Origin of the sequence: Kitasatospora sp. NA04385 (assembly GCF_013364235.1) — a bacterium.
In the GTDB taxonomy this organism is placed as follows: domain Bacteria; phylum Actinomycetota; class Actinomycetes; order Streptomycetales; family Streptomycetaceae; genus Kitasatospora.
Genome location: NZ_CP054919.1, coordinates 6156782 through 6180915, shown reverse-complemented (window position 1 = coordinate 6180915; position 24134 = coordinate 6156782). Strand labels below are relative to the sequence as shown.

The 24134-nt window shown below is 71.8% G+C and carries 30 protein-coding genes; 5 read left to right on the top strand and 25 right to left on the bottom strand.

Going from position 1 to position 24134, the window contains the following annotated elements; translation table 11 throughout:
• Positions 1–195: 195 nt before the first annotated feature.
• Positions 196–1563 (top strand): tyrosine-type recombinase/integrase, encoded by a 1368-nt coding sequence (locus HUT16_RS27535; protein WP_176190747.1) that lies wholly within the window; start codon positions 196–198, stop codon positions 1561–1563.
• A gap of 503 nt (positions 1564–2066) precedes the next feature.
• Here HUT16_RS27535 and HUT16_RS27530 read toward each other — a convergent pair.
• From HUT16_RS27530 to HUT16_RS27500, 7 genes are all read right to left on the bottom strand, one after another.
• Positions 2067–2714: a hypothetical protein gene (locus HUT16_RS27530; protein WP_176190746.1), complete on the bottom strand. Its 648-nt coding sequence runs from the start codon at positions 2712–2714 to the stop codon at positions 2067–2069.
• Between the two features lie 69 nt (positions 2715–2783).
• Positions 2784–3569, bottom strand: a complete 786-nt coding sequence (locus tag HUT16_RS27525) for a hypothetical protein (RefSeq protein ID WP_176190745.1) — start codon at positions 3567–3569, stop codon at positions 2784–2786.
• A 56-nt stretch (positions 3570–3625) separates the two neighbouring features.
• Positions 3626–4183, bottom strand: a complete 558-nt coding sequence (locus HUT16_RS27520) for a hypothetical protein (RefSeq protein ID WP_176190744.1) — start codon at positions 4181–4183, stop codon at positions 3626–3628.
• A 336-nt stretch (positions 4184–4519) separates the two neighbouring features.
• Positions 4520–5596 (bottom strand): DUF4192 family protein, encoded by a 1077-nt coding sequence (locus HUT16_RS27515; RefSeq protein ID WP_176190743.1) that lies wholly within the window; start codon positions 5594–5596, stop codon positions 4520–4522.
• A 71-nt stretch (positions 5597–5667) separates the two neighbouring features.
• Positions 5668–6723 carry a DUF4192 domain-containing protein gene (locus HUT16_RS27510; RefSeq protein ID WP_176190742.1) on the bottom strand — a complete coding sequence of 352 codons (1056 nt, stop codon included), beginning with the start codon at positions 6721–6723 and terminating at the stop codon, positions 5668–5670.
• Positions 6724–6917: 194 nt separating this feature from the next.
• Entirely contained in the window at positions 6918–7910 is a 993-nt protein-coding gene (locus tag HUT16_RS27505; protein ID WP_176190741.1) for a DUF4192 family protein, read from the bottom strand.
• Positions 7911–8014: 104 nt separating this feature from the next.
• Entirely contained in the window at positions 8015–9052 is a 1038-nt protein-coding gene (locus HUT16_RS27500) for a DUF932 domain-containing protein (protein WP_176190740.1), read from the bottom strand.
• A 406-nt stretch (positions 9053–9458) separates the two neighbouring features.
• On the opposite strand from HUT16_RS27500, the gene HUT16_RS27495 reads away from it, so the two are divergent.
• From HUT16_RS27495 to HUT16_RS27485, 3 genes are all read left to right on the top strand, one after another.
• A complete protein-coding gene (locus HUT16_RS27495; RefSeq protein ID WP_176190739.1) occupies positions 9459–9668 on the top strand; it encodes a hypothetical protein in 210 nt (69 codons plus the stop codon).
• Between the two features lie 23 nt (positions 9669–9691).
• Positions 9692–10591: a helix-turn-helix domain-containing protein gene (locus tag HUT16_RS27490; RefSeq protein ID WP_176190738.1), complete on the top strand. Its 900-nt coding sequence runs from the start codon at positions 9692–9694 to the stop codon at positions 10589–10591.
• Between the two features lie 198 nt (positions 10592–10789).
• Complete coding sequence (locus HUT16_RS27485) at positions 10790–11131, top strand: hypothetical protein (RefSeq protein WP_176190737.1); 342 nt, start codon at positions 10790–10792, stop codon at positions 11129–11131.
• Here HUT16_RS27485 and HUT16_RS27480 read toward each other — a convergent pair.
• From HUT16_RS27480 to HUT16_RS39365, 10 genes are all read right to left on the bottom strand, one after another.
• Positions 11128–11481: a hypothetical protein gene (locus HUT16_RS27480; RefSeq protein WP_176190736.1), complete on the bottom strand. Its 354-nt coding sequence runs from the start codon at positions 11479–11481 to the stop codon at positions 11128–11130. The two genes, HUT16_RS27485 and HUT16_RS27480, sit on opposite strands and share 4 nt — an antisense overlap.
• A gap of 137 nt (positions 11482–11618) precedes the next feature.
• A complete protein-coding gene (locus HUT16_RS27475) occupies positions 11619–11960 on the bottom strand; it encodes a hypothetical protein (RefSeq protein WP_176190735.1) in 342 nt (113 codons plus the stop codon).
• A gap of 87 nt (positions 11961–12047) precedes the next feature.
• Positions 12048–12509, bottom strand: coding sequence for a hypothetical protein (locus HUT16_RS27470; RefSeq protein WP_176190734.1), 462 nt, complete (start codon positions 12507–12509; stop codon positions 12048–12050).
• Positions 12506–12949, bottom strand: a complete 444-nt coding sequence (locus tag HUT16_RS27465; RefSeq protein WP_254898010.1) for an HU family DNA-binding protein — start codon at positions 12947–12949, stop codon at positions 12506–12508. The genes HUT16_RS27470 and HUT16_RS27465 overlap by 4 nt, the downstream gene beginning before the upstream one ends.
• Before the next feature lie 69 nt (positions 12950–13018).
• On the bottom strand, positions 13019–13225 hold the full coding sequence (locus tag HUT16_RS27460) for a hypothetical protein (protein WP_176190733.1): 207 nt from the start codon (positions 13223–13225) through the stop codon (positions 13019–13021).
• Between the two features lie 66 nt (positions 13226–13291).
• Entirely contained in the window at positions 13292–13867 is a 576-nt protein-coding gene (locus HUT16_RS27455; protein WP_176190732.1) for a hypothetical protein, read from the bottom strand.
• A 272-nt stretch (positions 13868–14139) separates the two neighbouring features.
• Positions 14140–14970, bottom strand: a complete 831-nt coding sequence (locus tag HUT16_RS27450; protein WP_176190731.1) for an N-acetylmuramoyl-L-alanine amidase — start codon at positions 14968–14970, stop codon at positions 14140–14142.
• A 113-nt stretch (positions 14971–15083) separates the two neighbouring features.
• A complete protein-coding gene (locus tag HUT16_RS27445; protein WP_176190730.1) occupies positions 15084–15629 on the bottom strand; it encodes a hypothetical protein in 546 nt (181 codons plus the stop codon).
• Positions 15630–15871: 242 nt separating this feature from the next.
• On the bottom strand, positions 15872–16981 hold the full coding sequence (locus HUT16_RS27440; protein WP_176190729.1) for a hypothetical protein: 1110 nt from the start codon (positions 16979–16981) through the stop codon (positions 15872–15874).
• Between the two features lie 107 nt (positions 16982–17088).
• The gene (locus HUT16_RS39365; RefSeq protein ID WP_176190728.1) at positions 17089–17718 is read right to left on the bottom strand and encodes a helix-turn-helix domain-containing protein; all 630 of its coding nucleotides are present in this window, start codon (positions 17716–17718) and stop codon (positions 17089–17091) included.
• A gap of 635 nt (positions 17719–18353) precedes the next feature.
• Between HUT16_RS39365 and HUT16_RS27430 the strand changes: the two genes are divergently transcribed.
• Entirely contained in the window at positions 18354–18647 is a 294-nt protein-coding gene (locus HUT16_RS27430; protein WP_217712097.1) for a hypothetical protein, read from the top strand.
• Between the two features lie 98 nt (positions 18648–18745).
• Here the strand turns inward: HUT16_RS27430 and HUT16_RS27425 are convergent, their stop codons facing one another.
• The 8 genes from HUT16_RS27425 to HUT16_RS27390 form a co-directional block, all read right to left on the bottom strand.
• The gene (locus tag HUT16_RS27425) at positions 18746–19213 is read right to left on the bottom strand and encodes a hypothetical protein (RefSeq protein ID WP_176190726.1); all 468 of its coding nucleotides are present in this window, start codon (positions 19211–19213) and stop codon (positions 18746–18748) included.
• 98 nt (positions 19214–19311) lie between these two features.
• Positions 19312–19905 (bottom strand): GTP cyclohydrolase I, encoded by a 594-nt coding sequence (gene folE / locus HUT16_RS27420; RefSeq protein ID WP_176190725.1) that lies wholly within the window; start codon positions 19903–19905, stop codon positions 19312–19314.
• Positions 19902–20633: a 7-carboxy-7-deazaguanine synthase QueE gene (locus HUT16_RS27415; RefSeq protein WP_176190724.1), complete on the bottom strand. Its 732-nt coding sequence runs from the start codon at positions 20631–20633 to the stop codon at positions 19902–19904. Before HUT16_RS27415 ends, folE begins: the two co-directional genes overlap by 4 nt.
• Complete coding sequence (locus tag HUT16_RS27410; protein WP_176190723.1) at positions 20630–21103, bottom strand: 6-carboxytetrahydropterin synthase; 474 nt, start codon at positions 21101–21103, stop codon at positions 20630–20632. The genes HUT16_RS27415 and HUT16_RS27410 overlap by 4 nt, the downstream gene beginning before the upstream one ends.
• On the bottom strand, positions 21100–21459 hold the full coding sequence (locus HUT16_RS27405) for a hypothetical protein (RefSeq protein WP_176190722.1): 360 nt from the start codon (positions 21457–21459) through the stop codon (positions 21100–21102). Before HUT16_RS27405 ends, HUT16_RS27410 begins: the two co-directional genes overlap by 4 nt.
• Positions 21456–22394, bottom strand: a complete 939-nt coding sequence (locus HUT16_RS27400; protein WP_176190721.1) for a hypothetical protein — start codon at positions 22392–22394, stop codon at positions 21456–21458. The genes HUT16_RS27405 and HUT16_RS27400 overlap by 4 nt, the downstream gene beginning before the upstream one ends.
• Positions 22391–23296: a hypothetical protein gene (locus HUT16_RS27395; protein WP_176190720.1), complete on the bottom strand. Its 906-nt coding sequence runs from the start codon at positions 23294–23296 to the stop codon at positions 22391–22393. The genes HUT16_RS27400 and HUT16_RS27395 overlap by 4 nt, the downstream gene beginning before the upstream one ends.
• Entirely contained in the window at positions 23293–24129 is an 837-nt protein-coding gene (locus HUT16_RS27390; RefSeq protein ID WP_176190719.1) for a hypothetical protein, read from the bottom strand. The genes HUT16_RS27395 and HUT16_RS27390 overlap by 4 nt, the downstream gene beginning before the upstream one ends.
• Between the last annotated feature and the right edge of the window lie 5 nt (positions 24130–24134).

Here is a 24134-nt window from a genome sequence, read left to right as displayed (position 1 = left end):
GGGCTGTTCGTTGGAGGAGTAACGCCGAGATCCGGCCTCGTGACGCTGGGTGGACGGCCGCATGAGGTGCGGAACCGGCCAACTCCGGCCGGGCAGCCGACCGCTGCCCGGCCACGGCACTGCCAGGACACGACTCGCACTGCCACAGGTCCACACTGGGCTGTGCGTCCACCGGAACTCCGGAAGGAGGACGTCATGCACGGCACCGGAACGATCTACAAGCGGTGCGGATGCCGCGATCCCCTCACTGGCCGGCAACGCGGCAGCGCCTGCCCCGGCCTGAAGCGGCGCGGCCACGGCTCCTGGTACCTGGCCCTTCCCCAGCCGGCAACCGCCGCCCACCGAGCAACCCGGCTCCGCCGCGGCGGCTACCCCACCCGTGCGGTCGCTGCCCACGCTCTGGCACGGCTCCGCGACCCCGAGCTCGTCAGCTCAGGTGCCCTGATGTCCTGCGCCCAGTGGCTCGGCCACTGGTATGCCACCGTCGAACCGCACCTGCGCGCTTCCACCGCCCGTGGCTACCGCAAGCACCTCCAGCAGTACCTGGTCCCGCTGCTCGGACGCGAGTTGCTGTGCGAACTGACCCATGACCGCGTCCAGCAGGCGTTCGACATGATCGTCCGCCAGCACCGGGACTCCGGGCGGCCCATCAGCGGCAACACTCTGCGCCGTATCCAGGCCACCTTGCGCGCCGCACTCAACGCGGCCATCCGCCGGGGCATGCTCACCGCTAACCCCGCCCGCTACCTAGACCTGCCCCGCACTCCGCGCCCGCACCCCGTGGTGTGGACCGACGCCCGCGTGGCCGAGTGGCTGCGCACCGGGCAGCGGCCTGCCGTCGCCGTATGGACACCCGTCCAGACCGCCACGTTCCTCGCCCGTATCAGCGACCACCGCCTCTACGCCCTCTACCACCTGTACGCACTACGAGGACTCCGCCGCGGCGAAGGCGCCGGACTGCGCTGGTACGACATCGACTTCACCGCCCGCACCCTCACCATCACCCGACAGCTCCAACAACGCGAGCGAGGCCGCCTGGAAGTGTGCCCGCCCAAGACCGCGGCCGGCGAGCGGACCATCGCCCTCGACTCCGGCACCATCCACATTTTGGTTATACACCGTAACCAGCAGCGGTTGGAGAAGATCGCCGCAGGCGAACTCTGGAACGAATCCGAATACGTATTCACCGACCGCTACGGACGTCCCCTACGTCCCGACCACATCGGTCACACATTCCAGACCCTCGTTCGCGCCAGCGGACTGCCGCCTGTCCGCCTGCACGATCTGCGCCACGGAGCAGCAAGCCTCGCCCTGACCGGCGGCTGCGATTTGAAGGTCATCCAGGCCCAACTCGGCCACTCCACCATCGTCACCACCGCGGACACCTACACCTCGGTACTCCCCCAGACTGCCCATGCCGGTGCCGAGGACACTGCCAGAGTCATCATCGACGCCGCCCGAAGGATCTCCCGAAGCATCCGCCAACAGCCCAAACGTCGCCACCGCCGCACGAAGCCCCGGTCAGCAGCCCACGCCGTCACCAGAACTCCCGTCGCGGCGTAGATGTTTGAGGGGCTACCAGCTCTTCCACTGCCCCACCCGGGGCCCACCGCCGACCCATCACCGATTCGAACACCACGAAGTGCGCTCTCACTGAGAAGAAAACGCCCAGGTCAGGAGTCATTTTGGACTAGCGGGTCGCCAGGGGTTCGAACCCTGAACCTACGGATTAAAAGCGCCAGTGCCAGTCGACCGGTCGGACGAGCAGGTCCACTCTCGTCCATCCCCGGGCTAGGGGGGTCCGTCCCCGCTCCGTCCCCGCTCCGTCCCCGCACCGGGGCGCAGAACGGCAAATCACACGAGCATCACCACCGGTGACCAGCGGCGATCTGGAGTAGAAAACTCGAAGCCGTCGGATCTTCCAACAGCAGGGGCGAGGTTTCCCTCTCCCCCGATTCGGTCCACCAACAACGTACCCGATAAAGGACATTGACCTCCCACCTCGCACGGCGGCCGAGTCCTGCCTTCCTCCCGGCCTGCGGTTCCCCGGGCCGGGAGGAGAGCGGTCAGTCCGTCGGCGTTTCGGCCGCGGACAGGTCGCCGACCGCGCCGGTCGGGCCGTTGAGGATGGCGCGGGCGACCTCGTCCTGCCAGCCCGCGGGCAGGTCGTCGTAGGCCGTGCCGGGCAGGCCGAGGTAGCTCCCGGCGTAGCCGTTCGGCAGGATGCCCTTCTCCTCCAAGCCGAGCAGGTACGCCAGGAGGCGGTTGCGGCCGGCCTGGTTGAAGTCCTCGTCGGCGGCGGGGATCACGCCGGCCCTGTCGAGGATGAAGTGCCAGCTGTCGAGGGCGTGCACCACGGTGGCGGCCTCGGGGAACAGCGGCTCCTCCTCGGGGCGCAGGAGCATCCAGGGTTCGAGAGCGCGGGCGACGGGCTCGATCACGCGGATCGTCCGCGGGGCCTTGCCCTGGCGGATCTGGACGTCGTACTCGGGGGCGTTGCTGGCGAGGTCGGTGGAGGCCGCGGCGGGGCGCAGCGAGCGGGCGTCCGCGGGCTCGTGGCGGGTCAGGTTCCCGGCACTGAGGGCCGCTATCTCGGCCATGCGCAGCCCGGCGTTGATGGCGAGCTGGGCCAGCGCCTCGTCGGCGGGGCCGAGCGTCTGCGCAGTGGCGAGGACGGCGCGGGCTTGTTCGTCGGTCAGGATGCCGGCCTTCATAGGTGTTTCCTTGGGGTCGGTGTACGGGTGGCGGGCCCGTAGAAGGCGTTCTACGGGCCCGGAGGGGTCTCAGGTGGCGGAGGGGCCGGGCAGGGCCGGGATGGCGGGTAGAACGAGCGCCTGGAGGCCCTGGTTCCACAGCTGGGACTGGTAGCCCTGCGGCCGGAAGTAGCGGGCCCGGTGCTCGGGGTGCAGCCACAGGTGGCGGACGGCCCGGCTGATGGAGGACTTGTTGCCCCGCCACCTGGGCCCGCCAGGTGCAGCGTGCTGAGCGGTGCTGGCGGTGACGTCGTTGAGGGAGTGTCCGTTGTGGTCGAGGATGTGGGCGATCTGGAAGTCGGTGCTGTAGGGGGCGGAGTCGACGTTCAGCAGGAGTGCGGCCGCGTGGGGGTGCTCCCGGCGGATCAGGGCAGCCAACGCGGCGGCGACGTCGGGGGCGAGCAGGTTGAGGAGGTGGCGGGCCCGCGCGCGTCCCGGCAGGTGCATGATCGGCAGCTTCTCGCCGTGGACCAGGAGTTCGAGCAGGGTCTGCTCGGCGTCCTTGAGCCACCGGTGTTCGACGTACGGGTCCGGCTCGCGGCGCCAGAGCCGAAGTGGGCGGGAGGGCGGCAGGATGTCCGGGCCGGTCCACATCGCGTGGAGCAGCGGCCCGTGGTCGGTCCGTTCGAAGTCGATGCAGGCGATGTCGGGGGAGAACTCGCGCACCGCGGTGCTGAGGTGCTCGTAGGCGGTGGCCGCGAGGGCGGCTTGGGCCTCGCTGAACTGGTAGTGGGCGGCGTCGTAGGCGTCGGCCGGCCTGCTGGCGAGGTGGGGCCCGGGGACGGTCGGCGTGAGCAGGGGGCGGGGCGTGTTCATGGCTGGCCCTTCGGAGGGGAGGGCCGGGCCGCCGGGTCGCTCGGCGGCCCGGCGGGTCACTTCGCGGCGAGGTGGCGTTCGGCGAGGTTCTTCAGCGCGTTCGACAGGGTGATGGAGGCGCGGACCTCGATGGAGGTCGGGTGGTTGTCCGGGTGGCAGTGGTCGGCGAACTCGTCTGCGAGGGCCGTCAGCTGCTGCATGGCGACGGGGTCGTGCCCGGGGATCGTGAGGGTCCAGGTGGAGGCGTCGATCTGGTGCTTGGTGCCGTTCTGGAGGGCGAGTCGCAGGCGGTCGGCGGTCTCGTCGCCGGTGAAGTGCTGCGGGGTGCGGCCGTTCTCGTCCGCCCAGCGGCAGAAGGCGGCGGGCAGGGTGAGGGTCAGCCGTGTCGTGGCGGGGGCGTGCTGGGCGGCCTGTTCGGCGTAGGCGCGGGCGTAGCCGAGGTGCTGGATGGCGCTGGAGGTGCCAAGGGCGCGCAGGGCCCAGTCGTAGCCGCACGCGGCGTGCTCGTGGTGGCGGCGGGCGGCGGGGCCGAGGTTGGCGTCGGCGGCGGCGGCGCGGTGCCGGTCGCGGGCGGCTTCGATCTCTTCGGCGGTGGGCTGCTTGGGTTGGGGCACGGTGTCCTCCGGGTGGGCAGGGCGGCTTGCGGCCCTGTTGCGGTTGGGAGTGGCGGGGCGTTCACCGCCCGACCACGCCCAACCTCTCCAATCCCAGCAGCTATGGGCACATCAACTTCCCTTGCTAAAAAGGTAGTTGACTCTCCCCGCGCACGTTTCTGCCGCGCCGGCACACCCTCTCACCCCTGACCGGCGGGTTCGATGCGGCGAGGGGGTAGAGGTTGCCTGTCTCAGCAGGGCGTGTCCGGCGAGGAGGTGCCGGCCTGTGGGCCGCTGTGTCGGCGCGCCGGGCCGGGAGCGTCCGGGGCGGGCTCTGCTGCCCGCCCCGGAAGTCCGTCAGCCGTTGCGGCTGCGGCGCTCCTTCCTGATGCTCTGGAGCAGGGGGTCGATGCCCAAGCCCCTCCGTATCGCCTCTTGGAGCAGTTCGGCAAGCACGTAGTCCGGGTCCACCTCCAAGGCCCGGTCGAGAAGGACGCGGCAGACCGCCACTTCCCCGGCGACGGCAGCAGCGATTGCCGCGAGGGTGATGGGCGCGGCGGCCAGGACGGTGCGGTTGGCGGCGCAGTGGCGGGCGAGCAGGGACCACAGCTCGCGGGCCCGCTTGAGCTCCTGCGGCTCCGTGTACTCCGCCCCGCGGTCTCGCAGCTTCTTGTCGCGCAGCCCAAGGAGCAGTTCGGCGGCCTCGACCGGGGTCAGGTTCAGCGGGGTGCCGTCGCCCCCGTTGCACAGCAACCGGTCGATCACGCCGCACAGGCGGTGGAACTCGGCGCCGGTGCCGGCTTTGCGGCTCCGGGCGGCGCGCTGCTGCGCGGCCGTCACCAGCGCCAGGCTGCAGGTGGTGGAGTCAACGGCGGAAGCCGGGGCGACGGCAGCCAGGATGGCGGCCTCGCTGGGCGGCACGTGCACGCCGTGGGCGATGGCACGCATGGTCAGGGCGCCAGGCTGGAGGGGGCCGCTGACGGGCATGCCCTCCTCCCGGTACGCGGGGTTCGGGCTGCGGTAGGACCACCAGTGCGACGGAGAGACGCACAGCACGTCCAGCACGGTCAGTCCGTGTCGTTCGGCGCTGGCGGCGAGGGCGTCGGCGAGCCCGCGGTACTGGCGCATCGCGGCGTTCCCACCGTTCTTGGCGACCTGCCCGGTGCACAGGTAGATCAGCACCCCGCCCGATTCGACCTCCTGCTCGGACAGCTCCTCCAGGGTCTCGTGGGTCAGGACGCTGACCGCCTCGTCCTGGTCCGCCAGCGGGAGCGTGGCGCGTCGGCTGGACAGGGGGATCTGCTGCTTCGCGTCGCAGACGACGTACAGGATCTTGGCGTTGGGGCCGTCGGGCTGGTGGCCCATGATGTAGGGCATGGCTTCGACGGACGCGTGCGGGTCGGTCAGGTCGAAGGCGGGGATGTTGAGGATCATGAGGTTTCTTCCGTTCACGGGCCGGTGGAGGGGTGGCCGGGGCCGCCGGTCGGCGGCCCCGACGGGGGCGGTCAGCCCGTGATGGCGTCGCTCCGGCTGGCGCGGCTGTCGCGCAGGCGCTTGCGGAAGCCCTCGTAGCTGTGCTCGACGTTCATCGCGTACACGAGGAGGCGGATCAGGTGGTACTCGCCGGTGACGTCGCTGGCGGCGTGCAGGGCGAGCCGGGCGATTCCCTCCTGGCCGAGGCCCCAGGAGGTGGCCGCGTACAGGACGGTCGGCTCGACGACGCACCAGTTGACGTCGTCGGGGCACAGGCGGGCGAGGTGGAGCCACAGGTCCCGGGCGGCGGGCAGTTCGCTGTCCTCGCAGTGCTCCAGGGCGACCCCGGCGACGTCGGAGTACTGCAGACCGACCAGGAGCCAGGCGGCGGTGTCGTCCGGGATCTGCTCGATGGTGGTGGTGCCGTTGACCAGGTCGCGGATGGTGCGCTCGATCAGCGCGGCCGCGTCCTTGGCGACCGCCATGTGCCCGGTGGTGCGGATCTGGACATCGGCGTCCTTGAGCACCTTGTCGACCGCCTTGGCGATGGCGTAAGCCCGGTCGCCGGTGACCGGTGCGAGCGCCGCGCGGACGTCGCCGCTGCGCGGCAGCGCGGTCGCGTCGAACTCGGCTGGCGGCGAGGAGATGGGGCGGCCCTCCCCGAAGGCGTCGGTGGACATCAGCCAGTACCGGTCCCGGGTGACGTAGACGACCTCCTGGAGGTCGGCTCCGCAGTGGTGGGCGGTCACGCCCAGGAGGCCCGCGAGGTGTCGGTGGCGGGTCATGGAATGCTCGCCGTAGAGGGGGTCGGCCGGGTCGGGGCAGATCCAGGCGACGAGCCCGGCGACGGTCCCCGGCCTCTCGGACGCCTTGCTCTGCTGGTACTTGAAGAGGTTCTGGACCGCGCCCTGCCAGTCGCTCGTATCGGCGGGCAAGGCGATGCGGATGATGTGGACGGGCCTGCCCTCGGGGGTGAGGCCGGAGAGCACCAGGGAGGCTTCGGGGTGGTAGCCGAACAGGTGCGGAAGGATGTGGACGAGGCTCTCGGGTCCGTTCACCACGTTGTTCTGGTCGTTCTGGGGGGTCATGACGTCCTATCAGGTCTGCCCGGGTTCGCGGCCCGGACCGGCAACCATAGAAGACTTTTGTCTTCTTTCTTGACTCAAGTCTATTTGAAGGCGTGGGGGTTGGGCACACCCCAATTCCCCTCCCCTCCAAAGCCGCTGACCCCGGGGGCAGCACCCGAACGGGCCGCCCCCGGGGCCGGAACACGCAAGCGGAGCTAGTCGCCGCTCAGGTGCCGGCGCAGCTCGCCCGGCAGGTCCAGCGGCACCCCGAACCGCTGCGCGATGACCGCGAACTCCGCGCACAGCAGCGCCGCGCGCGCGTCCTTCGCCTCCGGCCTTGCCTCGACGGCCCGGCCCAGGTGGCCGCTCGCCCCCTCGCAGTCGCCGTCCAGCAGGGTTGCGATGCCGAGCAGGACCAGCGGCCCGCCCACGAGCTGGGCGTGCTCGCCGGTGCACAGGTCGGCGACCCGCTGCCACAGCAGCCGGGCCCGCTTCACCTCCTGCGGTTCGAAGCGCAGCGCCGCGAGGTGCCGGAAGGCACCGCTCTGGGCAGCGAAGACCAGCCGGGCGAGCTGCTGGTCCGCGAGCTCCTCGAGGTCCTGGCCGTCGGCCAGCAGGTCCACGACGAACAACAGCAGGAGTTGGAGCAGGCTGTCATGGCCGTGGATGGACAGCTCGCCCTTGAAGTCGAGATACGCCTGATCCATCAGCCCGGCGTCAGCGTCGGCGGGCGAGGGAGCCGCGGCGGCCTGGGCGAGGGCGGCGCCGCGCAGCCGGACGGAGCCGAGGCCTGGCCCGTCGGAGGGCATGAAGCCGGGCAGCCTCCACCAGCGGGTGGGGGTGGCGAACTGCCGCCCGCCGACGGGCAGGTTGTGGTTGCCGCAGGCGAGGACCAGCCGCCGCCCGAGCAGGGTGTGCTTCTCGATGGCCTCGGGCCCGTCACCGGGGTGGGCGTAGATGATGAGGACGACCTCGCGGGGGTCCTGGCCCAGGGCGCGCAGGCGGTGGGCGACGAAGCCGATGAAGTCGGCGGCGAGTGCCGGCCAGGTGTTGGGGTCCTTGTCGTACCCGATGTCGAACAGGCTGAGCTTGCTGCCGAAGGCTATGAGGACGGCGCGACCGGCCGGTTCGTAGCCGTAGGCGTCGGCGACGAAGTCGGCGAGGCCACCGGGCTGGAGGTCGATGTGGGGGGTGCTGCTGCCGGACATGGCAGTTCCTCGTTCCGGGTGGGCCGCGCCGCCGGGCGGCGCGGCCGGGGTGGGTGGAGCGGGGCGGGCTGGCCGGGGGCGGGTTCCGCCCCCGGCCGCCGGGCTCAGGCCGCCAGCAGCAGGGCCTTCGCCATGTCCTTGATCGGGTTCTTCTGGTCGTGCAGCAGGGTGTTCATCGCCAGGTTGTTGCGGTGCTCCTGCTCGGTCAGGGCCTCGGGGACCTTGACGGTGCGGAAGTAGTCCTCGAACTCGATGACGGTCTGCAGGGCGGCCCAGCGGGTGCCCCGGATGTTCTCCTGGGTGGCGGCCTCGGCGAACAGGGTGTGGAGGCGGTCGCGGCGCTCCTCGTGGGCGGCGAGGAGGTGCTTGCGCGCGCCCTCGGCCGGGGCCTGCCACAGCTGGGTGATCAGCTTGTCGAACTCCTGGTCGGTCATCGCCTGCTGGAACAGGGCGGTCGCCTCGGCCTCCAGCGCGGAGGCGTACTGCTCGGTGAACCCGAGGGTCTGGCGGGCCTCTTCCAGGTCGGTCAGGGCGTTCTTGGTGTGGCGGATCTTCCAGACGCGGTGGGCGTCCCGGACGGCGAGGTCGAGGGTGTTGGTGCACACCGCCCGCACGGGGGTCTCGACGGCGACGGCGGCGGAGCGGCCGTCGTGGCTGTTGGCGAACAGGGTGTAGAGGTCGATGCGGTCGGCCGCACCCTGGGGGTCGATGGTGATGCTCGGGGACTTGGTGGACATGAAGACGACCCGGCCGCCGTCGAGGGCACCAGCGGTCTCGTAGGTGACGTGGCCGCCGCCGACCAGTTCGTCCAGGAAGCTGAAGGCGTCGCGGTTCTGGATCGGGGTCCAGGTGTTGCCGACCAACCCGCCGACCCAGTCGCCGCTGTCGTCGCGGAAGGTGCCGAAGCGGCCGGGGATCTTCTTGCCGAGCTTGCCCTTGTTCATCGACAGGAGGGGGCGCTTCTCGACCAGCCAGTCCAGCTTGGCGATCTTGATCACCTCGTCGCTGGTCTGGGCCTCCTCGGTGACGGTGCCCAGGCCGTGCCAGGCGGGCTCGCGGTGGGAGTAGAAGGCGGCCGCGCCGGTGGTGTTGTCGATCGCGCCCTGGTCGGCCCGGCCGGTGATGACGTCGCTCTGACGCATGGGTGTCTCCCTTGTGGTGGGCCCGGATTCGCGGTCCGAGCTGGCAACCAAGCTGACTTCTGTCTGCTTTCTTGACTAAAGTCTATTCTCGGGCGGCGACCTTGGGCACACCCTTCGGGGAAGAACTTCCGGGCCCCGCCGCGAGCCCCGCCCCCGGCCCGGCTCCCGTCGGCCACACCCCGGCACCCGCGCCCGGCCCCTTGGACGGAAACGAGTTGAAGTCGCGGATCACCGCAGATCAGGGCCCGATCGCGGCTCTCTCGCCGACACAACGTCCACCCCCTCGCCCGCTGCAAGGCAGTGGCCCCGGCCCCGCCACAGCTCCAAAATGGGGTCCCACGAACCCGGCTGGACAGGCGAGTTCGCCCTCTGCGGCAGACGCCGCTACACCCCTCAGGAGTCCCCCGTGAAGAACCGCCTCGCCTCCAGCGCCGCCCCCGCCGGCCACCTCTCCGGGGCAGAGGTCGCGCTGATGATCAGCCTCGCGCTGCTGATCGCCGTCCTAGCCCTGGTCGGCCGCCCCGTTCCCGACGGGCTGCTCGTGATGGCCGGCGCGTGCAGCGCCTTCATCACCCGCGGGCACCCGGGCGCTCTTCCCGGGCGGCAGGGGCGCTGACCGTGGGACGCCGCACGATGCCGGTGGCAGCGGGAGCCAGCCCGCGCACCCGGGCGCTCGCCGCCGCGCTGCGCCGGATGAAGGCGGACAGCGGCCTGACCTATGCGGACCTCGCCAAGCGCACCAAGGAACTGGGGGTCCCGCACGGTGCCGCGACGCTCAGCCGGGCCGCCGCCGGCGCCCATCTGCCCCGGCTGGACACCGTCCGGGCGTTTGCCCGCGCCGCCGCCGACCGGGACAGCTGGCACGCCCAGTTCCAGGCCGCCGACAGGGCCGAGGTGCTGTGGGCGGCCGTAGGCGCCGAGCAGGCGGCGGTGCTGGCCGCCGAACCGGTCCGGCCCCGGCGCAGCACGGCGGGGCTGGCCCGCGGCCTGGCCGGGCTACGGGCACGGGCCGGACAGCCGTCGCTCACCCGGCTGCAGAAGCTGACCACCATGGCTGGCCACCGGGTGCCGCGGAGCACCCTCCACCTGCTCCTCGGCGGCCGGGCGCTACCGACAGGGGATCAGCTCGCGGCCGTGCTGGCGGCGTTCGACGCCGCGGCGGGGCCCGGCCGGGTGGTGGTTGGGGACCACCGGAAGTGGCTGGAGGCCCGCAACGCGATCGAGCGGAGGCTACGCCCCGGCCCTCCGGAGCCGGTCATCAGCTACGGGTGCATCGACGGCCAGCTCGACGAGCTCCTGGAGCGCCGGGGGCGCGAGGAGGAGATCCTGCGCAAGGTCGGAAGGTGGAACGACGAGGAGGGCGACAGCGAGGAAGACGAGTACAGCCTCGGCATCCTCCGCGACCCGTACGCACCGTGGGAGGCGCTGGACGAAGACGAGTTGGCCGCCTGGGAGGCGGCGGCACTCGCCGCCGGCGCAAAGAAGGGCAATGAGGAAGACCTCGCCGAGGCCATACGGCGCTCCCTGGCTCGCAGCTAAGGCGCTTCTCCCATACACAGCGGCTGACCCGGTGCTCACCTGAGGGAACTTCAGCACCCACTGGTGGGATCGTCGGCGGCCCTCCCCAACATCATGGAGAATGTCGCCCAGCTCGAGTCTCGCCGAACGCGGGCCCAAGCTGGTTGACATCGTTCTGAGTAGCCCTCCGGAGCACCGGACAGGGCCGGGGAGGGACACATGGATCGGCGCGAGAAGCAGCAGCGTCGCAACTACATCGGCGAGTACCTGGACATCTCCAGCACGCGCATGACGGACGACGAAGTGATGCTCCTGTGCGAGTTCATCGAGATGTACGACAAGTCCTACAGGGGAGTGACGAAGACCCGCACCCGACGCGGTAGCAGCTGGAGCTCCGACGGAAAGTACACCTACAGCGAGACGTTCACCGACACCTTCACCGATGACATCGGCATCCGCCAGGACTACCAATACACGGATGACGACGGGGGGCGGAGGGAGTCGACGACGATCATCAACGACGCCCGGGGAGTGCTGAACTGGCTGAGGGAGAACTCCTAGGAGTCGGCGGAGCGCCGGTTGCGCATCTCCAGTCCGGCCTGCTTGGCGTAGCGGGTCACCAGGGCGGCCGACAGCCCGGCGGCGTCGGAGATCCGGTACACGGGCACCGACCGGTCCGGGTAGGCGCCGGTGACGCCTTGCAGGCGCAGCTCGCGCATCCTGGTGGCGACGTCGTCAACGACCGCGAGCGGGTCCCGTACCTGTTCCAGCAGGTCCATCGGCTCCAATCCGGCTCCCTCGACGGCTTCGAGTGCGGCGCGCAGTTCCTCGGCGGCGGCGGCCAGCCTCTCGCCGGGGGTGGCGGCCTTGCCGCGCCTGGTCTTCACGGCCGCCGGCTTCTCGCCGCTCATCGCAGTCTCCTTCGGGTGCGGTCCGGTCGGGGCCGGGGTCGTCTATGTCTACCAGTGAGTGCCGAGGTGGGCGAAGAACGCGCGGTGCCCGCGCCCCACCGAGGCGGGGCGCGGGCACGGGCCGTTCTCGTCGGGGCCTACCGGAAGAGGGCGACGTACTCCTCGATAGCGGCCGCCAGCTCCTCGCCCTGCAGGTCTTCGGGCCTGGTGCCGACAGACACCCGGCCGGTGCCGCCCTTCAGCGGCAGGGTGCCGTAGTCACCGAACCGGAAGGCGTTGACGGCGAGCGGACCGGCCGTCGTGCTGATCACGCGGACGAAGACGCCCTCCCACTCGTCCTCCTGGGGCACCCAGTCCGCCGCCAGGAGCTCGGCGGTGATGATCAGGGCACCGTCTCGGCGGGTCTGGCACTCCCCTGCGACCAGTCCTCCGGCGAGCGGCTGGAGGGCTTCGAGGATCGCCTTGTGGTCGACCGGCATTTGCAACTCCCCTACTTGGTGCCGGGGTTCTGCGTTCCCCGGCTGGCTCTGCCATCCTCCACCCCAAAGAAGACTTGAGTCAACTTTCTAGACCTTTGCCTCTTTGGCCGACTGTGCCGAAGCCCTGTCCTCCACTCCGGGCAGGTGCCCTGCCAGCTCGCGGCGGATGAGGCCCCGCACCGTGCGCAGCGCCTCGTTCCAGCCGTGCGCCCACGGGTCCGGGCCACGCTGCTCCCCCAGTTCGGCGACGGCCGCCAGGGCTGCCGCCATCTGCGGTACCGGCAGGACGAGCGCCCGGGTCCCGTCGCCGTGGCCGCCGACCTCGCCGAGGCGGCCGGGCCGGTCCCAGGCGATCGTCTGCCCGCGCTCACCCCGCAGCCGGGTGACGGCTGCGGAGCCCGCGGCGGGCGAGAACTGGCAGCCCTCGGCGACGATCCCGGTGACGCGGGCACCCGCGACGTAGGTGTCCCGGGCGAGGAGGTAGAGGGTGGGGGGCTCGGGGCCGAACGGCCGGAACAGGCCTTCCAGGAGGTCGGCGAGCTCGGTCACGCCGCGCCCCTGGCGGCGGCCCGGCGGCGGTTGCTGTTGGCGACCGTCCGGGTGCGGGCGCTGCGGGCTGCGGCCCGGGTACTGGTGCTCTTGGCCGCGGCCTGGGTGTGGGTGCCCTTGGGGTCCTTGCGGACCGCGCTGCCGGCCTCGGGCAGGTCGCGCTCGCGGTTGGCGTACTCCCTGAACCGGGTGTGCGGGCGGAAGCGGGGAACGGTGCGGGCGGCGAGGTCGAACGTCTCGCCGGTCTGCGGGTTGCGGGCCCTGCGGGCACTGGCCTCGGTCGTCTCGAAGGTGCCGAAGCTGGTGACGGACACGGTCTCGCCGCTGACGACGGCGCGGACGATCGTGTCGAGGACGGCTTCGACGGCCTCGGTGGCGGCGCGCCGGCTTCCGAGCTGGAGCGCGACGCGCGCGATGAGGGCGGTCTTGTTGATCGCCATGCGGTTCTCCTCGGGTTGGTCGGGCCGGGCGACGGGGTGGTCACGTCGCCCGGCCCGGGTCTTGGGGTGTCAGGCCGGGTGCGGCACGGGGGCCGGGGACGGGGAGGGCAGGAGCTGCGGGGTGGTGGCGCTAGTCGGGGCCGGGCAGGTGGGACCGGAGGTCGCCGCCGGGGGCGGGACCGGGCGGTCGGTGCTGCGGGCCGTGGCGGCCCCGCTGATGCTTCCGAGCACCAGTCCGGCGAGGAGGGAGCCGACGAGCAGAGCGGAGCCGCGCATGGTGGCGGTGTCCTTTCGGTGGTGGGCCCGACCGGCCCCGCCGGGGCGGGGCCGGTCGGGGCCGGGTCAGTGGCTGGAGGGGCGGGGGGTGGGGTTCGGACCGGTGCTCGGGGCCTCGGTGAGCGACGGGGAGGGCTCCGGGTCGGGGGCCGCCGTCGGGGAGGCGGCGGGCCCGCAGGTGCCCGGGGTGGCGCTCGGGGACGGGGCCCCGGAGTTCGGGGCCGTCTCGACCCGGGTGACCGTGACGGTCACGGTCGGGACCGGGGCCGGGGTGTCCCCGCCGTCGGCCTGCTCGGCGGCCGGGGCCTGGCTCAGGCCCGGGACGACCGGGGCCGTCGCGGCCAGGGTGCCCAGGGAGGCCGGGACGGTGGTCGCCGGGACGGTCACCGTCGGCAGGGCCAGGGCCGTCGGGGCGTCGGTGCCGAGCTGGACGGGGGTGGCCGTCCAGCTCGGCACGGTCGGGACCGGGGCCGGGGCCTGCGCGCTGACCGCCGGGGCGGCCGTCCGGTCCACCATCAGCGACCCGGCGACGAACCCGGCTCCGGCGAGCCCGAGGGCCACCACGGTCCGGGTGTCGAGGCGCAGGGTGAGCGCGCGACGGGTCCGGGCGGGGGCCTCGGGGGCGGGGGCGGTTTCGGTCATTTGGCTGTCTCCTCAGTCGGGCCGGGGCTTCGCGTTTCCCCGGCTGGCAGGACCAGCCTCGCATAAAACAGACCGAGGTCAAATAAGATGACACCAGTAACTTTAGGTTCGGGGTGGTCGCTCAACACGACCACCCCGAGCCCAAGTTGGTCGCTCCGGCCCGCAGCTCGCGCTGTCCGGAGCCGCCCGGCTGCACGCACCGAAGGGCCGCGCCCCTCGCCCGCCGGCCCAGCCCCGGCCCCGACTGCCCTCGCCGCCCGGCTGCTCCCGGCTCAGCGCGTGACGGGCCGATCCCAGAGGGCCGCCCAGGTGAGCGGCCCGATCTCGCCGTCGTCGGCCAGCGGCCAGCCGTTCGCGCTGGAGTCCCGCTGGAAGCCGACGACCGTGGCCCGCGTGCGCTCCCCGTACCAGCCGTCCGCACCGTCGGGGCCCACGCTCCAGGTGCGCTCTATCAGCCGCTCCTGCGCCCTCTGCACGTCGGGTCCGTGCATCATCGGCTGGGCGAGCCGCAAGACGCGGCCGGGAAAGGACGGGGCGGACGACGAGCCGGACGGCGGCGCAGGGGCCGGGGCGGGGGCCTGCCCGGAGTTGCCGGGCCTGGGTGCGCCGCGCTGCACCCATGCGTACAGCTCGTCCCCCGGGCAGGTGGTGGCGTACCCGTCGCGGTGGCCGCGCACCTCACCGCCGGCGCCGCCCTGAGCCCGGCAGTACTCGATGGCGTCGACCAGGCCGTTGAGCATCTCGTCGGTCGGCGAGGTGATGCCGGAGGTGCCGACCATCGCGCAGATCGCGTAGTGGCCGGCGTTGAGCGTGGGGTTGCCGTTGGCCCCGTTCTTCACGTTCAGGCCCCGGCCCTCGAACACGTACCCGTGCGGGCAGACGAGGAACGAGTACGCGATGTCGATCCAGTCCTCCTTCGGGTCGTTGAGGTGCGCGTGCTGGACGTCGCGGACGTGGCCGGCGCACCGGCCGTGGTCGCCCGCCAGTGCGCCGGGCACGGCCGAGCCTTCGTAGTGGACCTTGGCGCCCCTGGTGGAGCTGATGCGGGCGTAGGAGCCGGTGGGGGCGGCTGCGCCCCACGCGGAGCGGGAGACGAGCTTCATCGGCTCGCCTCCCGCCCGCGGTCGGCCCGGTTGGTGTTCGGCACGGGTTCCTCCCCTGGTGGGTTGGTCGGGTGCCGGGACGCTAGGCCGGGCCGGTGCCTAACGTCGCGCTGTCACTCCTCGGCGATCTCCGCCAACACGCCTTCCTGGTAGCCGAATCGGCGCGTGCGTATCACCTCACCGACGGTGAAGATCGGCACGACACCACCGCCCTCGGCGGGGACGAGCATGCTGCCGTAGCTGTCGGAGACGACGAGCACCCACTCGCTGGGCTTCTCCTCCGAGAACCCGACCGCGCGGACCGCGTCGTGGGCGACGCGCCGCTCGCTGGCACGTCGGGCGTGGGGCCGGGCGATGTGCGGACAGAGCTTCAAGGCCCACTCGGCGCACTCCTCATGCATCGGCGGGTCGGAGTAGAAGCCGAACTCCGCGCACTTCGGGCCGCCGAGGAACGTCGCCGTGCCGGTCATCCGCTGCCCGCACAGCGAGCACCGGCCCGTTCCCGCGAGCTGCAGCGCGGCAGGACCGTTGATGGTGACGAAGTCCACCTCGCCGCCGGGGTGGACGTTGACGGCCGGGATCGGAAGGCCGCGCCGCAGGTCGACGGGGCGGGTTCCCAGGCCGGGCGGGAGCTGGCTCAGGTCGGGTCGGGTGGTCATCGTGTCCTCCAGGGGGCCCCGTTCGCAGCGGGGCTCGGCAACAGAGCGTCCGCCCGCGCCGGCCACCGTGAGGGGTGCAGACGGCCCGTCACCCTTCTTCCCGGACGGCGCGGAGCGGGCGGCCCGGCACAGGACGGGCCCTGCCCCGCTCCCCCGGAGCCGACCCCGGAAGAGGGGTTCGGCGGTCCGGCGCGGGCGGACCCCTCCAGCCTCCCCACCCGTGCCGAAGTGGGACAACACCCTTACCTGGCAGGGCGGATGATGCCTTCCGGTGCCTGCCCATCGGCACTCAGAAGGTCTTCCGACACCCAGTAGGGCTCGATGAGCTTGGAGTCGGAGAGGGTCTTCCCAGGCCCGTACCAGACCACCTTCATGTGGCCGCCGCGCTGGTGGGGGTACTGCCGCCACCCGCCCCTGACCCCGGTGTCCTTCCCGCTGCGCCGCGCCGCCGCTTCTCGGGCCTGCTCCCGGGCCGCCTTCAACCGCGGTCCCAGCCTCCAGCCCATCCGCAGGAAGTTCTCCGGCTTGCTCCAGCGCCGCTGCTTTCCGGGTTTGGCGCTCTTGCCGCGCCGCGCGGGTACGCCGGCTTCCTCCTTCGAGGCGGGCACTTGGATGTCGGCCTTCGACGAGCACAGGTAGACGGCAACCTGGAGCGCCCGCAGCACCACCACCCGCTGCGCCGCCGTCGACTCCTCGCGCCCGGCCTTGCGGGCAATGCGCTTCGCCGCGTCCTCGACGGTGAAGCGCACATCGGCCCCGACGGGGATCGACAGGTGCAGGAACTCCAGTTCCGGCATCGTGCTGCCCGGCGGCAGCGGCAACGGGCCGCCGTCGTCCGCCAAGGGCTCGCAGATCACCGTCACCCCGACCTCGTCCATCCGCGGGTCGCTGGTGTAGCACAGCAGCTTGTCGGGCCCGGTCCGCCCGCAGAACAGGATCGCCAGCAGCCTGCCCGGCCCGCCGTCGCCCATGGACAGCTCCACCACCGGCGGCTCGGCGAACACCACGATGGGGTTCGGGAACCGGCCCAGGTTGCGGAACAACTGGCCGGGCAAGGTGCCAAGCTTGTACGTCACCAGCTCTGCGGCCATGTCGGGGTGCATCGCCACCACGTTTTTCGCCTTCGCCCACAACCGCCACAGCGCTGCGAGGGTGTTGGAGGCCCGAACCTCCCGCGCGCCCAGCACCTCGTGCGGGACAGCGCTGACCAGGACGCCGCCGTTGATCGCGTGGTCCGGCAGCGACCCGAGACCGATCGACTTCAACGCCCTTTCAGCTGAAGCGAGTTGCCCGACGACCTGTTCAGCGACAAGTGCGGCCGCCCGGCCGAGTTCAACGTCCTTGCTCGCCATGCGAGTTACTCCCTTGCCCCTGCGGGCCCCCTCCGGCCCGGCTGCACCCACACTCGCCAAGAGGGGAAAGGCGGACAACAGCCTTATGAAGTAAGGAAGTTCGCGAATCAGGCGTCCAGGCCGTCCACCAACTCGGCGTCGACCACCTCGGCCTCTTCGGCCAGCTCCGCCGCGAAGTCCTCGCGGATCTTCGACAGCCGCGCGGCCAGCCGGTCGACCGCATCTCCGCGACCGGAGGCCTCGATCGGCAGCTCCCCGCCGCCCGCCGGCGCCAGCTCGATCCGGGCCTGCGCCGCCCGGCCGAACGTCTCCGGCGCGAGGCACGCCAGCAGGAACTGCGCCGCCCGCCAGTCCGGCTGGGCGAAGTCCCGCTCCGTCTGCACCACCCGCTCGCCCGTCTCCGGGTCGCGCACCGTCCGCACCCGCTCCCGGACCACCTGCCCGCCGGTCGCCGCCTTCCGCACCAGCAGCACCAACTGCGCCTTGCCCTCGCTGCGCGCCCGCGTGAACCTGTCGCGGAACTCGCAGAACGGCTGCTCCGCCGCACGTGCACGGTGCCCCGCCTCGCGCCGCCGCAACTCCTCCTCCGCGCGCTCCAGCCACCGGTACACAGTGCTCGGGTGCACGCCGGCCATCGGCGCAGCGTCGCTCACGGGCACCCCAGCGCGCACCGCGTCCAGGAGGCGCTTCTCCACCTCCGGGTCGAGGGCGGGACGGCGACCACGACGGCTACTCACGGGGCGACGGTACGCGAAGCCCCAGGTCAACGGCGCTTCGAGACCCGCAGAGACGAAAGGATTCGGCCCTCAGAGCGAGGGAGGTGCCGATTCGAAACCAAAACACTTATGGATAGGCGGCACTACAAATCATCGCCGACAACGAAAAGAGCAAACCGAGTGATATGAGTGTAAATTATTTGGCTTCCCAGGCCAGCTACCAGGCGACGCGCCGATCGACTAAACTCCAAGTATCGAAAAGCCTCTGACTATTCACCCTGAAACCCAATACGGATGGGAATGTATTCAAATAACATTAGTGCCCCTCGACAGTGCCACCCTGCACAAATAGCACCCCCAGGCAACTAAACTATTCACCGACCCGGCCTCCGACAGGGGTACGCAAGAGCGCTCAGGAGGCAGGGCGCGAGCGAGATCGCGCCAGCCCGACCGGAGCGCCTTTCGACGGAGAGTTCCGGGGCTATGCGGCGTCCCGAGCTGGAACGATTCGCATCTTGACTTTCCGGATTTGGCGAGGCGTCAGCGAGGGCCCTACGATCACTTACAGAAGCGGGTCGCCCTCTCCACAAGGGCGACCCGCGAGCTCCGCATTCGCCCGGCCTTTAACCACGCGCGAGATTGGAACTATGCCCATGATGGCACAACCCGCGGGCTTCACGCCGCCCGCCTTCGAGGCCGACAAGCCGGTCACCTGGGGAGACCTGGCGGCCCACCTGGAGCGGCTGACCCCGCCGCCTCCGGCCCCGGCCCCAGCCCCGGTGGCGATCCCGGCCTCGATCGCAGATCGGCCGGTCACCTGGCGGGACCTGGCGGTCTGCGCGCACGGAGCCCTCACTGCGTGGGCCCTGCACCCGCAGGCCGGCTGGCTGGCTGCCGGTCTCGTCGGGGCCACCACCCCCGCGGTCTGGGCCCTGGTCCGCGGCCGGTAGCCGTCGCTCCGGGCACCTAATTACGTAATTAGGTGATGGCCACCCGCCCTACGTGAGGCGGTGGCGGCTACGCCCCGGGCCGTTGGCGCTGGGTGGGGCTACTCCCAGCCGAGGCTGTAGACCAGGTCATCGTAGGCGTCCCCGGTCATGCCGCCGGGTACGCCGGGGAGCACGACCACCTTCACGCTGACGCCGGAGTCCTCGTTGACCAGGTTTCCGAACTTCGGCTCGCCGATGGCGGCCTGGAGAGGGCCGTCGCCGCTCTCCCAGATCGTGACGGGCAGCGCGTGGTCGGGCAGGTCCGCGATCACCCGGGTCATCAGCGAGACCGTCATGACCTGGGGGTCGTCCGGGTCGACCTGCGGCAGGCCGATGACCGGCACTCGGTGGCCGGACTCGCTGAGCACGTGGGCCTTCACGGCCCAGCCGAGGGCGAAGGTGCCCTCTTCGGCGTCGGGGCGCTGGGCGACGACCAGCATGTCGTCCGGTGCCATGTGCAGCTGCGCCTTGAGGTCGCCGATCGTGATCGCGTCGGCGGGCAGGTCTCGGGGAACCCTGGTGAGCATCGGTGTCTCCTTCGTCAGGGGCCGGGGTTCGCGGCCCCGGCCTGGCGCTCCTATCCTCCCGCCGGACAGGTCAGCTTGGGAACAACTCCCTTGCCTTGTCAGGGAGATGGGGGCATGAGGGCGAGGACTTCCGCGCGGCGTGCCGGGTCGGCTTGGAGGGCACCGGTCAGGTGGGTGGTGACCATCGCCGCACCGTGGGCGCGGGCCCCGCGCAGGGTCATGCAGGCGTGGACGGAGCGGATCAGGCAGGCCGCGCCCTGGACGTCGAGGTGGGCCCCGAGCGCTTCCACGACCTGCTCGCCGAGGCGTTCCTGCACCTGCGGGCGGGCAGCGAACTCCTGGAGGAGCCGTGCCAGCTTCGACAGGCCGACGATCCGGGCTCCGGGCACCGGCAGGTAGGCGACGGCGGCCCGGCCGGTGAACGGCAGCCCGTGGTGCTCGCAGAGCGCGGTGAACGGCACGTCAACCGCGGCGATCAGGCCAGCCCGCTGCCCCTCCGGCGGGAAGGTGACGGCCAGGTGCCGGGTCGGGTCGAGGTGCTGGCCCGCGGTCAGCTCGGCGAGCGCCTTGGCGATCCGGGCCGGGGTGGCGGCGGTGGACTCGGTGTCGCAGGGGATGCCGAGCGCGGCGAACAGGCCGGCGGCGTGCTCGGCCGCGCGGGCGAGGTCGATGGTGTTGTCGGTGCTGGTCATCGTTCGCGTTCTCCAGGCCACAGCAGGACGTGCTGCCGCAGGGTCAGGTTCCAGTGCCGCCCGATGACGTCCTCGGCCAGCGCGCGGCCGGCGGCGATGGTCTGTTCGGGGGTGACGCCTTCGGGCATCACCCAGGTCGCGTGCGGCGGGATGTGGAAGCGGTCGGCGAGGACCGCGATCTCCTCGAGGTCGTCGCTGTTCGCGGCGACGAACTTGAACCGGGCGCGGCCCGCGTTGGCGAGGGCGGTGAACGCCTCCAGGGCCTCGGGCTTGATCCGCCGGTCCTGCGGCATGCCGGAGTTGGCCAGCTTCGGGCTGACGTTGAAGACCAGGCGCGGCACGCCGAGGGTGACGGGCTTGGGCGCGAGGGTGCCGTTGGTCTCGATCTCGACGCGGCGGGTGGTGTACCGCAGGACGGCCATCAGCGAGCGCCAGGCGTCGGTGCTCTGGTGCAGCAGCGGCTCACCGCCGGTGATGACGATCAGGGCGTGCGGGTGCGTGCCGGTGGCCTCCGCGAGGTCGACCACCGGCACGCGGCGGATCTCCTGGCGCAGGTCGAACCGCTTGCCGTCCCAGGTGTACGGGGTGTCGCACCAGGTGCAGGAGAGGTTGCAGGCTCCGAGGCGGAGGAACAGGGCGTTCTGGCCGGCGCTGGGGCCTTCTCCCTGGATGGTGGGGCCGAAGACCTCGGCGACGGGCAGGCTGGCCGGGGCGACGAGGGCGCTCACGCGGTCACCGCCCAGGAGGCGGCGTTGACGGCCGTCTCGGCGACGCGGACGTGGGAGACGTACGCGCCCGCGGCGCGCGGCAGGGTGCGCAGGGCCTCGGCGGCGACGCGGGAGAGCAGTTCGGCGACGGCCTCCACGCTCGGCCACTGAAGGCCCGCGGCGTGCTGCTCCTGCTCGGTGGGGTCGTCGGCGCCGAACCGGAACAGCTTGCTGCCCTGCCCGGCGAGGACCGGGGCGAGCGGGTCGTTGGCGCCGAGCATCGCGCCGTGGTCGAGGAAGGTGTCGATCCACTCGCGCAGGGCCCGCTTGAACGCGCCGAACTCCACGACGGTGCCAGCGGCGAGCACCGGCGCGGCGACGGTGATCTCGGCCCACCAGGAGTGGCCGTGCAGGTTCTCGCACTTCCCCGCCAGGTGGGGAAGCCGGTGGGCGGTCTCGAAGTTGTGCCGGACGGTCACGGTGTGGGTCACGGCCGCTCTCCCTCCTGCAGCAGGGTGACGACCGCCCCGGCTTCGCCGTCCTCGGACACGCCGACCTCCCGCACCGACAGGCCCTTCCCGAGCAGGTAGTCCGCGAGGGTCCAGGCCAGGGTCTCGCAGGACGCCGGTCCGCACTCGCGGTCGCCGGTCCCCCACCAGCCGCGGATCTCGTCGGCGAGGTCGTGGAACTCGGTGTCGCGGTCGTCGTGGACGACGTCGACGCTCACCCTGATGTGGAACAGGTGGCGGTGCCGGGCCCGCAGGTAGGAGCGGTGGTCGGGCGCTGCCGGCCAGTGGTGGAATCCGGGCAGGCGGACTTCCGCCCAGACCTCGGTGGTTGACTTCATGGGAGCGGGTTCTCCGATTCGGTGACAGGGGGGTAGGCGGGCTGCTGGAGCAGGCCGTCGCGGGTGGTGCGGGCGAGCCGCCACACGGTGGTGGTGGCCTCGACGGTCTGCGCGCACATCAGGCAGCAGGCGGTGCGGCCACGTTCCGGGTGGGCGGGCTGGTCGAGGTCGTAGGCGAAGCCGCGGTCGATGACGCCGACCTTGCGCAGCAGCGCGGAGTCGATCCGCACGTCCGGCCAGCGCAGCGGCCCGAGCCAGGTCGAGGAGTCGCAGGAGTCCGGGGGGACGGCCAGGCACCACTCGTTGACGGTCAGCCCGAGCACGTGCACCCACAGGCCGGGATAGCGGCGGTGGCGCTCCCACAGGGTGTGCAGCAGGCGCAGCCGGACGGGAGCCGGGGCCTGGACGACGTTGCCGAAGCAGATGCGGTCGTACTGCTGCGCGAGCTCGTCGAAGTACTCCCAGCCGTCCACCAGCGGGTGGTACACCGGGATCGGCGCGAGCCCTTCGCCCTCCAGCCGGGCACGGGTGCGGACCTTGTGGTCCCGGCCGCCCTGGTCCAGTTCGATGTAGCCCCACAGCCGGTCGCCGTGGCGCTGCACCAGCTCGACGTACCGGGCGTACAGGGCGTCGAAGCCGTCGATCTTCTCCGGCGGCAGGCGCAGGGCCTCGTCCATGGAGATGCCGGGGTGGTCGCGCTTGTACTGGTTGGTCAGCCAGAAGATCCCGGAGTCGAGCAGCACGCGGTGCCCGGCGTCCAGCAGCGCGGTCAGTTTGCGCTCGTGGCCGGCGGTCAGCAGGTCGTTGGTGGCCAGCAGCACGTGGTGCGGGTAGTGCTCGGAGTCGCCCGCGGCGAAGTACAGGTGCCGGTCGGCCGGGTCGAACGCTCCGCCGCCGGTCTTCTTCAGCACGGTGCCGCGCCGGGCCGGGCTCACCGCAGTGCCCCTTCCGCCTCGGTGCGGGCCCCGGCCGGGCCGCCGACCAGTTCCCCGGCGCGGTGGGCGGCATGCTGCCAGCACCGGCCCAGAGCGGTGGCGGCGTCGGCGCACAGCCGGGCGGCGGCCTGGTAGGAGGCGCTGTCGTCGCGGGTGTAGCGGAAGCCCGCGGGCAGGTCGCCGACGCGGCGCAGCATCGCGGTCTCGACGCGCTGGTGGTTCCAGCGCAGCGGGGCCAGCCAGGAGGAGGAGTCGCAGGAGTCCGGGGCGAGCGGCAGGCACCACTCGTTCGCGGTCAGGCCGAGCGCGTGTATCCACAGGTGTGGATAACTTCGGCGCCGCTCCCAGATCGTGTGGAGCAGGCGCAGCCGCACCGGGGCGGACGCCTGGACGATGTTGCCGACACAGATCCGGTCGTAGGTGGCCGCGAGCTCGTCGAAGTAGTCCCAGCCGTCCACCAGCGGGTGGTAGACGGGGATCGGGGACAGGCCGAGGTCGTGCAGCGCCGCGCGCTGGACGCGCTTGTTGTCCCGGCCGCCCTGGTCCAGTTCGATGTAGCCCCACAGCCAGTCACCGTAGGTGCGGGCGAGGTAGATGTAGCGCTCCCGGAGTTCGGCGAAGCCGTCGACTTCCTCGGGGGCCAAGCCCAGGGCCTCGTCCATCGTGATGCCGTGGGCACGGCAGTGCCGGTTGGTGAGCCAGAAGATCCCGGAGTCGAGCAGGACCCGGCAGCCGGCGTCGAGCAGGTCACGCAGCCGCTGCTCCTCGCTGCCGGCCATCAGCTCGTTTGCGGCCATCAGCACGTACGGTCCGGCGTTGAACTCGCCGCCGCCCGCGGTGAAGTAGATCGGGTGCTCGTCCGGGTTGAAGGTGCCGCCCGCGGTCGGCACGACGGCCGTCACCGGCTGCCCGCGAGGACGGGGGTCTGGCCGCTGATCCGGGCCCACTTGTCCAGGAGGTGTCCGGCGAGGTACCGCTCGGGCTGCACCATCACCAGGCGGTGCCTGAGGGCCCGGTCGGCGAACGGCGCGAGGGGCGTCGGGTAGGGCAGGAAGAGGCTGCCGTCGGTGAGCAGCGGCGCCCACAGCGGCCAGCCGTCGAAGACCTCGCCGATGACGAGGCGGTGCTCGCCCAGTTCCCAGACCTGGCCGGTCTCGACCTGGTGCTCGGGTTCTCCGACGGTGACGCCCGCCAGTGCCAGCAGGTCGCCGCGGTTGGTCGGGCCCGCGTCCTGGTCCTGCGGCTCGTCGGGGTCGCTGCTGCCGGTGGCGGGGGCGAGGTCGGCGAGCAGCGCGTCGAGCTGCTGCTGGTCGAAGCCGGTGGCGGCGGCCAGTGCCGGGTCGGCCTGCTCCAGCTCGGACAGCAACGCCGCGAGCCCTTCGCCGTCCCAGCCGCCCGCGGTGGTCAATTGGTTGGAGGCGACGAGGTACGCCTCCGCGTGGGCGTCGTCCCGGGACGCCCACCCCCGCACCACCGGGACGGTCCACGTCCCGTCCTCGGTGACGACCACGCCGTCCGGGGCGGCCTTGCCTGCTGCGCGGCGGCGCTCCAGGGTCTCGTAGCGGCCGTGGCCGGCCACCAGGCGGCCGGTGCGTTCGTCCAGCAGGCCGGGCTCGGTGAAGTCGAACTTGTCGACGGAGCGGTCCAGCCCGCCGTCGTCGTGCCCTTTCGGGTTGCGGGCGGCGGGCCGGATCTGGTCCAGCGGCTGGTACTCGATGTATCGGGGGGCGGCCATGAGCG